The sequence below is a fragment of the Actinokineospora sp. genome, from assembly GCF_050699995.1.
GTDB lineage: Bacteria > Actinomycetota > Actinomycetes > Mycobacteriales > Pseudonocardiaceae > Actinokineospora.
On the sequence record NZ_JBOHGC010000596.1, the window covers coordinates 1 to 14,207 of the forward strand.

Genomic DNA, 14,207 nt, shown 5'->3' on the forward strand with positions numbered 1-14,207 from the left:
TCCTGGAGGTGCACTCCAAGGGCAAGCCGATGGCGCCCGACGCGGACCTGCACAGCCTGGCCTAGCGCACCGTCGGCAAGTCCGGCGCCGATCTGGCCAACGTCCTCAACGAGGCCGCCCTGCTCACCGCCCGGAACAACGGGTCGATGATCACCGACGAGCAGCTCGAGGAGGCGATCGACCGCGTCGTCGCCGGCCCCGAGCGGCGCACCCGGGCGATGAGCGAGAAGGAGAAGAAGGTCACCGCCTACCACGAGGGCGGGCACGCCCTCGCCGCGTGGGCGATGCCGGACCTGGAGCCGGTGTACAAGCTGACGATCCTGCCGCGTGGCCGCACGGGTGGGCACGCGCTCGTCGTCCCCGAGGACGACAAGCAGCTCATGACCCGCTCGGAGATGATCGCCCGGCTGGTGTTCGCGCTGGGCGGCCGCTCGGCGGAGGAGCTGGTGTTCCACGAGCCCACCACCGGCGCCTCCTCGGACATCGAGCAGGCCACCAAGATCGCCAAGGCGATGGTGACCGAGTACGGCATGAGCGCCCGGCTCGGCGCGGTCAAGTACGGCCAGGACCAGGGCGACCCGTTCCTGGGCCGCTCCATGGGCCACGCGCCGGACTACTCGCTGGAGGTCGCGCACGAGATCGACGAGGAGGTGCGCAAGCTCATCGAGGCCGCGCACACCGAGGCGTGGGACGTGCTCAACACCTACCGCGACGTGCTCGACGAACTCGTGGTCGAGCTGCTTGAGAAGGAGACGCTGACCCGCAAGGACCTGGAGCGGATCTTCTCCAACGTCGAGAAGCGCCCCCGGATCACCGCGTTCAACGACTTCGGCGAGCGCACCCCGTCGGACAAGCCGCCGATCAAGACCCCGCGCGAACTCGCGAAGGAACGCGGCGAGCCTTGGCCGGAGGAGCCCGAGCCCATCCCGGTGGCCGTGGCGCCCGGTGGCCAGGACCTGCCCGGCGGACCGCCGCGGACCAACCCGGAGTCGCCCAGCGGCAACGGCGCCGTCCCCAACGGCACCCCGCCGCCCTACGGCGCGCCGCCGCCGTATGGCAACTCGCCGCAGTACGGCCAGGGCCAGCCCCCGCCGTACGGCCGCCCACCGGAGCCCCAGGGCGCCGGCAGGCACGGGGGCCCGCCGCACTACGGCGCCCCGCCCGGCTGGACCCCGGCGACGACGCCGTCCGGCCATCCGCAGCACCAGGGCGGCCCGCACCAGTCGTGGCAGCCCTCGTGGGGCGAGCGGCAGAACGAGCAGCAGCAGCAACAGCGTGGTGAGGCGGGTTCCACAGGGCGGGATCAGGACTCCGATGGGCGCCCGCAGGGTTCCTAATGGGATGGTGGCGATAGCCAGCCCAGCTCGGAGGTTCCGATGAACGACAGCCGCAGGAACGGGGCCGGGACGTACGACGTCTCGGCCCCGGTCTTCGACCAGGACCGAGCCGAGAAAGCCGTCCGCGAACTCCTGCTCGCCTGCGGCGAGGACCCGGACCGCGACGGTCTGCTCGAGACCCCGGCCCGCGTCGCCCGCGCCTACGCCGAACTGTTCGCCGGTCTCTACACCGACCCGGAGTCGGTGCTGAACAAGACGTTCGACGAAAGTCACGACGAATTGGTGCTGGTCACCGACATTCCGATGTTTTCCACCTGCGTTCCAAGCAAGCAGACGGTGAATGCCGTCGGTGGCCGGAAGCAGGCGGCCGAGGTTCGGGTGGGTGACCAGCTTTGGACTTTGGCCGATGGCAAAGTCGAGCCGACGACCGTGACTGAGATCAGTTCCCACAAGACTCGGGAGCTGGTGGAGGTGACGACGACTGGTGGCAAGTTCGTCGTCACCCCCGACCATCCGCTAGCGACGCCGGAGGGCTGGAAAGAAGCCAAGGACGTCGCAGGCACATTCATCGAATGGACTCACGCCAAGAAATTGTGCCGTGACCGATGGCAGCCGAAACTGGGATACGACTTCGGCTACGTCATCGGCGCGAACTGTGCGGACGGAACAGTAGGCGACCGGTACATCTCTCTCGTGGTGAATGACCGTGACTTTGCCAAGAAGTTCGCTGTCTCTCTCCGTCGTGCGTTCGGCATAGAGGCACGGATCGAACCTGTGGAGCGACCGTCTGGGTATTTGGGAAGGCAGGCTCCTGGTTTCCGTGTCCGCGTGGTCTCCTCTTACCTGGCTGACCTCATGCGGCAGTATGTTGGCGGCGACGCCCACCACATGCGCCAGCGCTTCCCGTTGGTGGTGCTGAACGACCGAGAGACTTTCCAGGGATTCCTCGACGGCTACATCGATGGTGACGGCTGCGACGACAAGCGTCATCCAGGCCGGCTCTCGACAAGCGCAAATCTGCCCTTCTTGGAAGATTTGGCAACCCTGATCGGCGCGCGTTTCACGCCGAGAGCGGCTCCCGCTTCCGTGCTGTACGTCGCGGATGCTTGGTTCCAGCGTCACGGATTTCAGCAAATGTCACATCGAACAAGCCTGATTGAATCAGAGTGGGTAAAGGTCGAGTGCGTCCGTCCAATTAAGGCAACTGGGGCCAAGCCGTTCACGGTTTACAGTTTCACGTGCGACCCGCATCCGACTTTTTTGATTGCCGGACATTTGGGACACAATTGTGAACATCATTTGGTGCCATTCCATGGAGTGGCGCACGTCGGCTATATCCCGAATGAACAAGGGCGGATTACCGGACTGTCCAAGCTGGCCCGTCTCGTCGACCTCTACGCCAAGCGCCCGCAGGTCCAGGAGCGGCTGACTTCGCAGGTCGCGGATGCCATGATGAAGAAGCTCGAACCGCGCGGGGTCATCGTGGTCATCGAGGCGGAGCACCTTTGTATGGCGATGCGCGGAATTCGCAAACCCGGTGCCCGGACCACGACTTCGGCGTTGCGGGGGATTCTCAAATCGTCGCCGTCGTCGCGGGCCGAGGCGATCGAACTGATCAATGGACGGACTAGGTGACCGCACTGCCCGACCCCGGCCGCTGCGCGGTGATGGGTGTGTTGAACGTGACTCCGGACTCCTTTTCGGACGGTGGTCGCTATGTCGGTGTCGATGACGCCGTGGCGCACGGGGTCGCGATGTGGCGACGCGGGGCGGATCTGATCGATGTCGGCGGTGAGTCCACTCGGCCCGGTGCTTCGCGGATCGACGCCGCCACGGAGATCGGGCGGGTGATCCCGGTGATCAGGCAGCTGTCGGCCGAAGGTGTCGCGGTCAGTGTGGACACCACTCGCGCGGAGGTCGCGGAGGCGGCGGTGTCCGTTGGGGCCTCGGTGATCAACGACGTGTCCGGCGGGCTGGCCGACCCGGCGATGGCCGGTGTCGCCGCTGCCACGGGAGTGCCGTGGATCCTGATGCACTGGCGCGGGCACAGTCGGACCATGGACTCGCTGGCCGAGTACTCCGATGTCGTCGCCGAAGTGCGTGACGAACTGCTGGCCCAAGTGGACGCCGCCGTCGCCGCGGGCGTTGCCCAGGAGGCGATCGCGCTCGACCCGGGGCTCGGGTTCGCCAAGAACGCCGACCACAACTGGGCGCTGCTGGCCAAGCTCGACGTCTTGATCGGCCTGGGATTCCCCGTCCTGGTCGGCGCTTCGCGCAAGCGCTTCCTCGGGACGCTGCTCGCGGACCCGGACGGCACACCGCGTCCACCGGACGGGCGCGAGGACGCGACCGCTGCCGTCTCGACGCTCGCCGCCGCGGCGGGCGCGTGGGGTGTGCGGGTGCACGATGTCGACCGCTCACTGGACGCGGTCGCGGTGGCCGCGGCGATCAAAGGAGCCCGCCGGTGACGGACCGGATCACGCTGACCGGGCTCAAGGTCCGCGGCAACCACGGTGTCTTCGACCACGAGAAGCGCGACGGCCAGGACTTCATCATCGACATCACCCTGTGGATCGACCTCGACCAGGCCGCCGCGACCGACGACCTGCGCCACACCGTCCACTACGGCGAACTCGCCGAACGCGCCGCCGCGATCGTCGCCGGTCCGGCCCGCGATCTCATCGAGACGGTCGCGGGTGAGATCGCCGACGGCGAGATGAAGGACAGCCGGATCCATGCCGTCGAGGTGACCGTGCACAAGCCGAGCGCGCCGATTCCGCTGAGCTTCGCCGACGTTGCGGTGACCGTGCGGCGGTCCCGGCGGTCGAAGGGCAGTCGGTGACGAGGGCGGTCCTGTCCATCGGGTCGAACCTGGGCAACCGCGCCGCCAACCTGCGCGTTGCTGTCGACGGGCTCGCGGAGGTGTTGATCGCGGTGTCCCCGGTCTACGAAACCGCCGCCTGGGGTGTCACCGACCAGCCGGACTTCTTAAACGCCGTGCTGATCGTGGAAGACGACGCCATCGACGAGTGGGGCTGGCTGCGTCGGGCACAGGAGCTGGAGAACCGGGCGGGCCGGGTCCGCACGCTGCATTGGGGGCCGCGCACGCTGGATGTGGACGTGGTGACGGTCGACGGGGTCCGCAGCGAACACCCCGACCTGCTGCTGCCGCACCCCGGGACGCACGAGCGGGCCACCGTGCTGGTGCCATGGCTCGACATCGAGCCGGACGCCGAGGTGCCTGGGCGGGGGTCCGCCCGCGATCTTCTCGCTACCTTGGACCCCGAGGGCGTGCGCAGGCGCGACGACCTGGACCTAGGAGTTGCGCGTTGAGGTTCACCAAGGCACGTGATCTGGTCCCCGCGGGCGCTGTCACCGCCATCGGTGTGTACCTGGGCATTCGACTGCTCTACGGCGAACTGCCGCCGCTTCCGACGTTCGCGGGCATCACGCTGCTGGTGTTGGCGATCGTCGAGACGGTCTTCGGGTTCGGCCTGCGCGGCCGCATCCGGGCGACGTCGGGCAAACCCGTGCAGGCGTTGACCGCGGCCCGCGCGGTGGCGCTCGCGAAGGCCTCGTCGCTGCTGGGCGCGATCATGCTGGGCGCCTGGGTGGCGGTGCTGGCGTATGTGGTGCCGGAGAGCGCGCGGGTCGCCGCCGCGAAATCGGACATCCCGAGCGCGGTCATCGGCGTTGTTTGTTCGATCTTGCTAATCGCCGCGGCGCTGTGGCTCGAACATTGTTGCCGGACCCCCGATGACCGCGATGACCTGCGTCAGGACCGGTTCCGGAACACTGAATGACCTCCGTTTGGTCTCGCCAAGGTAACGGCCCGGTACGGTAGGGCCCATGACGGGCCGGACGGACGCCACCGCGGAGCGGGAAGCGCGCTCTTCGAGCGCGCGAATCATGCTCGCCGCCGCGGTCGGTCTCGCACTCGCCGCGACCGCCGTCCTGGTCCTCAGCGACTCTGTTCGCTGGATGCGCCTGGGCGTGTTAGCCGCGTTGTGGGCAGCCCTCGCGGGCGCCTTCCTCGCCGCGAAATACCGCAGACAGATAGCCGACCGTGCCGAAGACGCCCAGGCGTTGCGCAAGGTCTACGAACTGGAACTCGAACGCGAGGTCGCCGCCCGCCGCGAGTTCGAACTGGAAGCCGAAGCCGAGGCGCGCGCCAAGGTCGAGGCCGAGGCCCGCGACGACCTGGCCGAACTCCGCGAGGAACTCCGCGCCATGCGGGAGAACCTCGAGAAACTCCTCGGCGGCGGCGAAGTCCTCGTCGAGCGGATCGCCTTACGCGCCGAGGCCACACGCATGCGGGCGGTCGACGGCGACCAGCGCGCCGTCGGTGCCGGACAGGGCGCCCAGCTCCGCAGGCTCACCGCCGCCAAGTCCGTCCCGGGCGACGCCGAGACCGAAATGATCGAGCGGATCCGGGCGGACGCGAAGGCCCAGCCGCGCAAGCGCCGCCCCGACTTCACGCCGCACCCGGCGGAGGTGTCCGACCGCTGGTTCATCGACGGCCCGGACAACGAGCCGATCGACCCCAACTGGACGCCGTCGTGGGAGACCGGGGAGCACCCCCGGATCCGACTCGACCAGAACGGCAAGCGCCCGGAGCAGGCGCGCCCCCGCACGGTCGAGCCGCTGCGTCAGGCGCAGTTGCCGAGTGGGTCGACGGCGCAGCGGCTGAACGGCGCGGACGCACGGTCGAATGGCGCGGCGGATGTTCGCGCGCCACAACGGCTGAACGGGTCGGGTGAGCACCCGGCGGCGGAGACCAGCAAGGGCATGCAGCCCGCCGCACGCCCGGTGCAGCGGTCGAACGGCGCCAACCCGGCCGCCGAGACGAGCAAGGGCATGCGCCCCGCGGACCCGCGCCAGACAAACCCCGCCCCCCGAAGCCGCGCGGGCCAGGACGAGCGTTTCGCGCCGGAGACGAGCAAGACCATCCGCCCGGTCGCTTCGAACGGCGCAGGCCAGCCGGAGACGAGTCAGGCCATGCGGTCCCCGGGGACGAGCCAGCGCTCGCCGGGCAGTCGTGAGACCAGCCAGGGCATGCGGTCGGCGGCGCAGAACGGGTCCGGCCACTCGGATGCGAGCCCCGCGATCCGCCGGATACCGGCTGGCGACCATCCGGCCGCGGAGACCAGCAAGGGCATTCGACCGGTCCACCCGGCAGCGGAGACGAGCGCGGGCATGCGCCGTGCGCAGCGGGTGGCGGCTGGGCTGGAGAGCCCGGCGGAGACCAGCCTCGGCCTGCGTCCCGACGCCCGGTCCCAGCCCGCGGAACGTCGGGCTGAGACCAGCTTGGGTATGGGCCGTGGCGTTGAGCGGCCGGTTGAGACGAGCCTGGGGATGAGCCGAGGAGCCGAGCGTCAAGCGGAACCGGGCCGGGGTTCGAGCGGTGAGCGGCAGGTCGAGACCAGCCTCGGCATGCGGCACGCGGCGCCGGAGGGCGAAGGCGGGACCCGGCACCCGGCGGGCTCGGCGGGCCGGTCCGGGGCGTGGACGCAGGACAGTCGACGAGCGGACAGCGCCGCCGACCAGCGTGGGCGCCATGAACCCCCGGCCCCGCAGCGGCTCAGTGACAGGACGGCGGTCGAACCCGTCGACGCCCGCGTGGCCCGCGCAGATTCCGAGGGCGGCCGCAGGCGCGCGCCGACCGGCACGTTCCCGCCGGTGACCCCAGGCCGCCGGTCGGCGGAAGCCACCCCGGTCGCCACCGGTCGCCGCGCCAAGCCGGAGGAAGAGGAAGGCGGCCGCAGGCGCCGTTCCGAAGGCACGCCACCCTGGCAAGACACCACGACCGAACCGGCGGGCTCCCACGCTGAAGGCACCTCCGTGAAGGACCTCCTCGCCGCCCACGGCGGAGCCGCGAACACCGGCCGCCGACGCCGCCGCGAGGACTGACAAGCCGCCACCGTCCCGCCCTCCACTGGACGGGTGACCACCCAGACCACCGGCTCTCGACCCACCGACGGCCCCGCCCACCATCACCCGAAGGGCGCCGGCAACGTTGGACTCGCTGTTCTGAACGTTGGACTCGCGACTGCGTGGGGGAAGTACGAGGGTGCCGATCGGCGGAGGCGGGATAGCGGGTGGGGCAGGGCATTCGGCTCCTTGCTGACCGTGAGGGCCGGACGCCGGCCGGCTGGTCGTGATCACGAACGGGACTGGCGTGCACCGTGGGTCTCCGCTGGGCGATCGGCTTCCACTCCTTGGGAGCGTTCGCGCGCCCGCCACCCGTTGTCGGCCCTAAGATCACTGTTCGTGTATCGACTTCCCACTTCCACTCGGCCCACCCGCGGGCTCACCGTCCTGCTGCCCATCGCGGGCCTGGTCGTGTTGGCGGCCTGTGGGCTGACCCTTCTCGCGCTCAGTACGGCGCGGGTCGGGATTGTCGCCGAGTTGGTTGGGGTGGGGGCCGCGCTGTTGCCGGTGGGGCCGGTGGTGGCGGCGTTCCTGTGGATCGACCGGTGGGAACCCGAGCCCGCCCGGTTGCTGTGGCTGGCGTTCGCCTGGGGCGCGTGTGTGGCGACGATCGCCGCGCTGCTGATCAACAACACCGCGGAGGCGGTGGGGGATCTGTTGCTGGGTATGGGAAACGGCGACAAGATCAGCGCGGTTGTGTCCGCCCCGCTCTTCGAGGAGGCGCTGAAGGGCGCGTTCGTTCTCGGGATCTTCCTTTTCCTGCGCGAGGAATTCAACGGCGTGGTGGACGGGATCGTCTACTCCGGATTCGTCGCCGCCGGGTTCGCCTTCACCGAGAACATCTACTACTTCGGCCGTGCGTTCGCCGAGTACGGCATCGGCGACAGCTCGTCCCCCGGCGTCGTGGCCGCGTTCATCCTGCGCGGTGTGCTCTCTCCCTTCACGCACCCGCTGTTCACCGCCATGATCGGTATCGGTATCGGTATCGCGGCGACGACCAAGTCGCGGAAGGTGGCCGCGCTGGCGCCGTTCGGCGGGTATCTGGTGGCCGCGTTGCTGCACGCCCTGTGGAACGGCGCCGCCACGCTGGGGACTGCCACGACCTTCCTCAGTGTCTACTTCCTGGTGATGGTCCCGCTGTTCGCCGCCGTGCTGATCTTCATCAACTGGCACCGCAAGCGCGAGCAGCGGATCGTCGCCGCCGCGTTGCCTTTCATGGTCGAGAGCAACTGGGTGGTCGCCTCGGAGATCGACCTGTTGGCCAGCCTCGACGGCAGGCGCAGGTGGCGCAAGCAGGTGCGGGCCCGGGCGGGCAAACCCGCGGCGCGTGCGGTGGGGAACTACCAGGCCGCCGTCAGCGAGCTGGCGTTTCTCCGCGAGGCGATGCGTCGCGGCACCTCCGGTCCTGGCGCCGAAGACCGGGAGGTCGAGTTGATCGCGCTGGTGCGGGTGCGCCGCGCCGAGGCGGTGCGGGCGGCGGAACAGCACGTCTGACCACTGTGGTGCAGGCGACACCGCACGCTCCGGTGAAGCTGGTCACCAGTGCGTCACGCGGCCTTCGCCGGACAGCTACTCTCGCGCCGTCGTCTGGTACCCAGCACTGTCGCGGGACTGGAACGAGATAGGGAGCCATTGGCTATGTGCTCGAACGGGTTCAAGTCGTGACCCGGCCAGCCAGGTTGGCGGTCGGAGTCGTGTCGGCAGGCCGCGTAGGCGCCGTACTGGGCGCCGCGCTGGGCCGCGCCGGTCACACCGTCACCGCGGTGTCCGCGGTCTCCAAAGCATCCCTCGGCCGCGCCGAGACCCTCCTGCCCGACGCCTCCGTGCGTCCGCCGGACGAGGTCGCGCGTGACGCCGACCTGGTCCTGCTGGCCATCCCGGACGACGTCCTCCCCGGCATGGTCCGCGGCCTGGCCGCCGCGGGCGCGGTGCGTCCCGGGCAGATCGTCGTGCACACCAGCGGCGCCCACGGCGTCGACGTGCTGGCCCCCGCCGCCGAACAGGGTGCGCTCACCCTCGCGCTGCACCCCGTCATGACCTTCACGGGCCGCGCCGAGGACCTTGAGCGCATCGCCGCGTGCTGCTTCGGGGTGACCGCCGCCGACGACGACATCGCCGCCTGGAACGTCGCCGAGGCGCTGGTCGTGGAGATGGGCGCGGAGCCGGTCCGGGTGCCGGAGAAGTCCCGTCCGCTCTACCACACCGCCCTCGCCCACGGCGCGAATCACCTGGTCACCCTGGTCGGCGAGTGCGCGGACCTGCTGCGCGCCGCCGACGTCGGCGTCCCGGAGCGGCTGCTCGGCCCGCTGCTGTCCGCCGCGCTCGACAACGCCCTTCGGCACGGCGACCGCGCCCTCACCGGCCCGGTGGCCCGCGGCGACGCCGGGACGGTCCGCAAGCACGTCGGCGTGCTCGCCGACCGCGCCCCTGAGATGCTGCCCGCCTACCGGGCGCTCGCGGCCCGAACCGCCTACCGCGCGAGCGAGTCCGGCCTGCTGCGTGCCGACCTGGTCGCCGACGTCGAAGCCGCCATCACCGAGGAGCCGTCATGACCACCCCCCGCTTCGCCAAGGGCAAGCTGAACGTTCTCAGTGGACCGCAGGACGTCGCGAAGACGACCCGCGCGCTGCGGGCGACCGGTCGCAAGATCGCGTTCGTGCCGACCATGGGCGCTCTCCACGACGGCCACCGCGAGCTGCTCCGCACGGCCCGCCGCATCCCGAACACCGTCCTGGTGACGTCGATCTTCGTCAACCCGCTGCAGTTCGGCGCGGGCGAGGACTTCGACCGCTACCCGCGCCCGCTGGAGGCCGACCTCGAGGTCTGCGCCCAGGAGCGGGTCGAGCTGGTGTTCACCCCGGAGAAGGAGGCGCTCTACCCGCCGGGCGCCCAGGTGACCATCCACCCCGGCCCGCTGGGCGACGAGTTCGAAGGCGCCGTCCGGCCGGGCCACTTCGCCGGTGTGCTGACGGTCGTGGCGAAGCTGTTCAACATCGTCCGGCCGGATTACGCCCTGTTCGGCGACAAGGACTACCAGCAGCTCGCCCTGATCAAGAAGATGGTGCGCGACCTCGACATGGAGGTCTCGGTCATCGGCGTGCCGACCGTCCGCGAGGACGACGGCCTGGCCATGTCCTCCCGCAACGCCTACCTCGACCCCGAGCAGCGCGCAGCCGCCGTCACCCTGTCCGCGGCGCTCGCCGCGGGCGCGCATGTCAGCGAGAGCGGCGGCCAGGCCATGCTCGCCGCGGCGCGCGCGGTGCTGGACCAGACGCCGGAACTCAAGGTCGACTATTTGGAGCTGCGCGGTCTCGATCTGGGACCGGCTCCGGAGAAGGGCGACGCCCGACTGCTCGTCGCCGCCAAGATCGGCACCACCCGGCTCATCGACAACGTCCCCGTGCTGTTGGGCACACCGGACCTGGCCCAGCACGCCTGAGAAGGGATCGACACGATGCTTCGCACCATGCTCAAGTCCAAGATCCACCGCGCCACCGTCACCCAGGCCGACCTGCACTACGTCGGCTCGGTGACCGTCGATCCGATCCTGCTTGAGGCGGCCGACCTGCTGCCCGGCGAGCAGGTCGCGATCGTCGACGTCACCAACGGGGCCCGCATCGAGACTTACACGATCGAGGGTGAGCGGGGCAGCGGCGTCATCGGCATCAACGGCGCCGCCGCGCACCTGGTGCACCCCGGTGACATCGTCATCCTGATCGCCTACGGGATGATGGAGACCGCTGAGGCCGCCGCTTACCAGCCGAAGGTCGTCTTCGTCGACGCGGACAACAGGATCGTGCACGAGGGCGCCGACGCCGCCCATGTGCCCGCCGACTCCGGCCTCCTCAGCGGCGCCGCCACGGCCGAGGCCCCCGCCGAGACCGTCGACGCCGCCAAGCTGGACGCGCTGCTCGCCATCGAGAACTGATGCTCCTCACGATCGACGTCGGCAACACCAACATCGCCCTGGGCGTCCACGCCGACGACGGCGAACTCCTGCGCGACTGGCGGATGCGGACGGACACCCGGATCACCGCCGACGAACTCGCGCTGACCATGCGCGGCCTGCTCGGTGCACACGCGGACGCCATCACCGGCATCTCCGCGCTGTCCACGGTGCCCGCCGTGCTGCGTGAGCTGCGGGTGATGTTCACGCAGTACTACCCGAAGGTGCACCGGGTGATCGTGGAGCCGGGTGTGCGCACGGGCGTGCCGCTGCTGGTCGACAACCCGAAGGAGGTGGGCGCCGACCGGGTGATCAACACCCTTGCCGCTCACCACCTGTTCAGCACGGCCTGCATCGTCGTGGACTTCGGCACCTCGACCAACATCGACGTGATCTCCGCCAAGGGCGAATTCCTCGGCGGCGTCTTCATGCCCGGCATCGAAATCTCCGTCGACGCCCTTGCCGCCCGCGCCGCCGCTCTGCGCAAGGTGGAGATGGTGCGCCCGCGCTCGGTCATCGGCAAGAACACCGTCGAATGCCTGCAGTCGGGGATCATGTACGGCTTCGCGGGCCAGGTGGACGGCCTGGTCGCGCGCATCACGCGGGAACTCGAACGCACGGGCCACGGCGGTCCCGTGACGGTCATCGCTACCGGTGGCCTGGCATCGCTGGTGGTCGACGAGTCGGTATCGATCTCCCACCACCGCCCCGACCTCACCCTGCTGGGCCTGCGCCTGGTCTTCGACCGCAACAGCTAGATGCGCACGGCCCGCACGGCCACGGTCGACATGGGACGGATGAAGTCACCCGAAGCCCGCGAGTGGGTAATCGGGCCGGTGCTCGGCGTAAACAGCGGCATTGGCGCCGAACGAACTCGCGCGCTTGGCGAACAGCTCCGGGTGATCCATGAATCGACCGTAGCCTGTATACCGCGTGCGGTGCCCGGAGCGCCTTCCGTACCCTTCGACCTGTGAACGAAGAGCTTCCAGACATCGCTGCCACCGACGACCTTCCCGAGCAGATGCGGATCCGTCGGGAAAAGCGGGAACGGCTCCTCGCCGCGGGCGTCGACCCCTACCCGGTCGAACTTCCCCGCACCCACACCCTCGCCAAGGTTCGCGCGGCGTATTCCGAACTGCCGACCGACACCGCCACCGGCGACATCGTCGGCGTCGCGGGCCGGGTCATGTTCCTGCGCAACACCGGCAAGCTCTGTTTCGCCACTCTGCGCGAAGGGGACGGAACGGAACTTCAGGCCATGTTGAGCCTGAACAACGTCGGCGAAGAGGCCCTTTCGGCGTGGAAGTCGGATGTCGATCTTGGTGACTACGTATTCGTCGAGGGTGAGGTCATCACTTCTCGTCGCGGTGAGTTGTCGGTGCTCGCCAATGAGTGGCGGATGGCGTCGAAGTCGCTGCGGCCGCTGCCGGTCGCGCACAAGGCGTTGAGTGAGGAAACACGCATTCGGCATCGCTATGTCGACTTGATCCTGCGGCCGCAGGCGCGGGACACCGTCCGCAAGCGTTCAGGGGTCGTTCGTTCGCTGCGTGAGAGTTTTCACTCACGTGAATACCTTGAAGTCGAGACGCCCATGTTGCAGACGATGCACGGGGGCGCCGCGGCGCGCCCGTTCGTCACGCACTCCAACGCGATGGATACGGACCTGTTCCTCCGTATCGCCCCGGAGTTGTACCTCAAGCGGTGCGTCGTGGGCGGCCTGGAACGGGTCTTCGAGATCAACCGGAACTTCCGCAATGAGGGCAGCGATTCCTCGCATTCGCCCGAGTTCGCGATGCTCGAGTTCTATGAGGCGTATGGCACCTACGACACGATGGCGGCGTTGACCCGCTCACTCGTGCAGGAGGCCGCCGACGCGGTCAACGGCTCGCAGGTCGTGACTCTCGCCGACGGCACCGAGTACGACCTGTCCGGCGACTGGACGACGCTGACCATGTACGGGTCGCTGTCGGAGGCGCTCGGTGAAGAGGTTTCCCCGGAGACTTCCGTTGAGGCGCTTAGGAAGCACGCTGACCGGCTGGAGCTTTCGGTCGACCCGAAGCTCGGCCACGGCAAGCTGATCGAGGAACTCTGGGAACACCTCGTCGGTGATCATCTTTTCGCCCCGACATTCGTGCGCGATTTCCCGGTGGAGACCTCGCCGCTGACCCGGCAGCACCGCAGTGTGGCCGGAGTCGCCGAAAAGTGGGATCTCTACGTGCGCGGATTCGAGCTCGCGACCGGTTACTCCGAACTTGTCGACCCGGTCGTGGAACGGGAACGCCTGGAGGATCAGGCGCGGCTCGGCGCGGCCGGAGATGACGAGGCGATGCTTCTGGATGAGGACTTTCTGCGTGCGCTAGAGTACGGAATGCCACCGAGTGGCGGCGTCGGAATGGGTATCGATCGACTGTTGATGGCGCTGACCGGCCTGGGCATCCGCGAGACGATCCTGTTCCCCTTGGTTCGCCCGGAATGACTCGACTCGGTATCCGACACTAACGCAATCCATGCGATTTGCGCTAACCTGCTTCGAGGTGTATTCCTACCTGTGACGGCCGGGCACTTCAATGGGCCGGCACATTCTCGCCCGGAGGAGGCGCAATGGCGCAGAAGGTTACGGTTTCACTGGTCGACGACCTTGACGGCTCGACGGCCGAAGAGACGGTCGAGTTCGGGCTGGATGGCGCGTCCTACCAGATTGATCTGTCCTCGAAGAATGCCGACAAGCTGCGTGAGGCGCTTGTCGACTTCATCGAGAGCGCCCGCCGTTCCGGCGGCCGCAAGCGTGCGGCGAAGGCCGCCGTCGGTCGTGTGCCGCGCGCCGCGACCGCTGATCGCGAGCAGAACCAGGCGATTCGCGAGTGGGCACGCAAGCAGGGCATGAAGGTGTCGGACCGCGGTCGCATCCCGTCCGAGGTTCTCGACGCGTACAACGAGCAGGCCTGACCCTGTTCGCCAAGGGGCTGCCCGCTCGCGCGGGCAGCCCCTTGTTT

12 protein-coding genes and 3 pseudogenes are annotated in these 14,207 nt (G+C 69.0%); all 15 read left to right on the plus strand.

Annotated elements, in window-relative coordinates; all coding sequences use genetic code 11:
• Positions 1 to 1,337, plus strand: a pseudogene (locus ACRDSQ_RS28815) (ATP-dependent zinc metalloprotease FtsH); the annotation flags it as partial.
• Between the two features lie 39 nt (positions 1,338 to 1,376).
• Positions 1,377 to 1,655, plus strand: a pseudogene (locus ACRDSQ_RS28820) (GTP cyclohydrolase I); the annotation flags it as partial.
• Positions 1,656 to 2,624: 969 nt separating this feature from the next.
• Positions 2,625 to 2,972, plus strand: a pseudogene (gene folE, locus ACRDSQ_RS28825) (GTP cyclohydrolase I); the annotation flags it as partial.
• Positions 2,973 to 3,004: 32 nt separating this feature from the next.
• Positions 3,005 to 3,805, plus strand: a complete 801-nt coding sequence (folP, locus tag ACRDSQ_RS28830) for a dihydropteroate synthase (protein ID WP_431425386.1) — start codon at positions 3,005 to 3,007, stop codon at positions 3,803 to 3,805.
• Positions 3,802 to 4,179 (plus strand): dihydroneopterin aldolase, encoded by a 378-nt coding sequence (folB, locus tag ACRDSQ_RS28835; protein WP_431425370.1) that lies wholly within the window; start codon positions 3,802 to 3,804, stop codon positions 4,177 to 4,179. Before folP ends, folB begins: the two co-directional genes overlap by 4 nt.
• Positions 4,176 to 4,670, plus strand: coding sequence for a 2-amino-4-hydroxy-6-hydroxymethyldihydropteridine diphosphokinase (folK, locus tag ACRDSQ_RS28840; protein ID WP_431425372.1), 495 nt, complete (start codon positions 4,176 to 4,178; stop codon positions 4,668 to 4,670). Before folB ends, folK begins: the two co-directional genes overlap by 4 nt.
• On the plus strand, positions 4,667 to 5,140 hold the full coding sequence (locus ACRDSQ_RS28845) for a DUF3180 domain-containing protein (protein WP_431425374.1): 474 nt from the start codon (positions 4,667 to 4,669) through the stop codon (positions 5,138 to 5,140). The genes folK and ACRDSQ_RS28845 overlap by 4 nt, the downstream gene beginning before the upstream one ends.
• A gap of 46 nt (positions 5,141 to 5,186) precedes the next feature.
• Positions 5,187 to 7,247 carry a DUF6779 domain-containing protein gene (locus tag ACRDSQ_RS28850; RefSeq protein ID WP_431425375.1) on the plus strand — a complete coding sequence of 687 codons (2,061 nt, stop codon included), beginning with the start codon at positions 5,187 to 5,189 and terminating at the stop codon, positions 7,245 to 7,247.
• A 360-nt stretch (positions 7,248 to 7,607) separates the two neighbouring features.
• On the plus strand, positions 7,608 to 8,762 hold the full coding sequence (locus ACRDSQ_RS28855) for a PrsW family intramembrane metalloprotease (RefSeq protein WP_431425376.1): 1,155 nt from the start codon (positions 7,608 to 7,610) through the stop codon (positions 8,760 to 8,762).
• Positions 8,763 to 8,929: 167 nt separating this feature from the next.
• Positions 8,930 to 9,820, plus strand: a complete 891-nt coding sequence (locus ACRDSQ_RS28860) for a Rossmann-like and DUF2520 domain-containing protein (RefSeq protein WP_431425377.1) — start codon at positions 8,930 to 8,932, stop codon at positions 9,818 to 9,820.
• Complete coding sequence (gene panC / locus ACRDSQ_RS28865; protein ID WP_431425379.1) at positions 9,817 to 10,707, plus strand: pantoate--beta-alanine ligase; 891 nt, start codon at positions 9,817 to 9,819, stop codon at positions 10,705 to 10,707. The genes ACRDSQ_RS28860 and panC overlap by 4 nt, the downstream gene beginning before the upstream one ends.
• A 15-nt stretch (positions 10,708 to 10,722) precedes the next feature.
• Entirely contained in the window at positions 10,723 to 11,196 is a 474-nt protein-coding gene (gene panD, locus ACRDSQ_RS28870) for an aspartate 1-decarboxylase (protein ID WP_431425381.1), read from the plus strand.
• Positions 11,196 to 11,972 carry a type III pantothenate kinase gene (locus ACRDSQ_RS28875; protein WP_431425383.1) on the plus strand — a complete coding sequence of 259 codons (777 nt, stop codon included), beginning with the start codon at positions 11,196 to 11,198 and terminating at the stop codon, positions 11,970 to 11,972. Before panD ends, ACRDSQ_RS28875 begins: the two co-directional genes overlap by 1 nt.
• A gap of 263 nt (positions 11,973 to 12,235) precedes the next feature.
• Complete coding sequence (gene lysS, locus ACRDSQ_RS28880; RefSeq protein ID WP_431425387.1) at positions 12,236 to 13,690, plus strand: lysine--tRNA ligase; 1,455 nt, start codon at positions 12,236 to 12,238, stop codon at positions 13,688 to 13,690.
• Between the two features lie 125 nt (positions 13,691 to 13,815).
• A complete protein-coding gene (locus ACRDSQ_RS28885) occupies positions 13,816 to 14,160 on the plus strand; it encodes a histone-like nucleoid-structuring protein Lsr2 (protein ID WP_431425385.1) in 345 nt (114 codons plus the stop codon).
• Positions 14,161 to 14,207 lie beyond the last annotated feature (47 nt).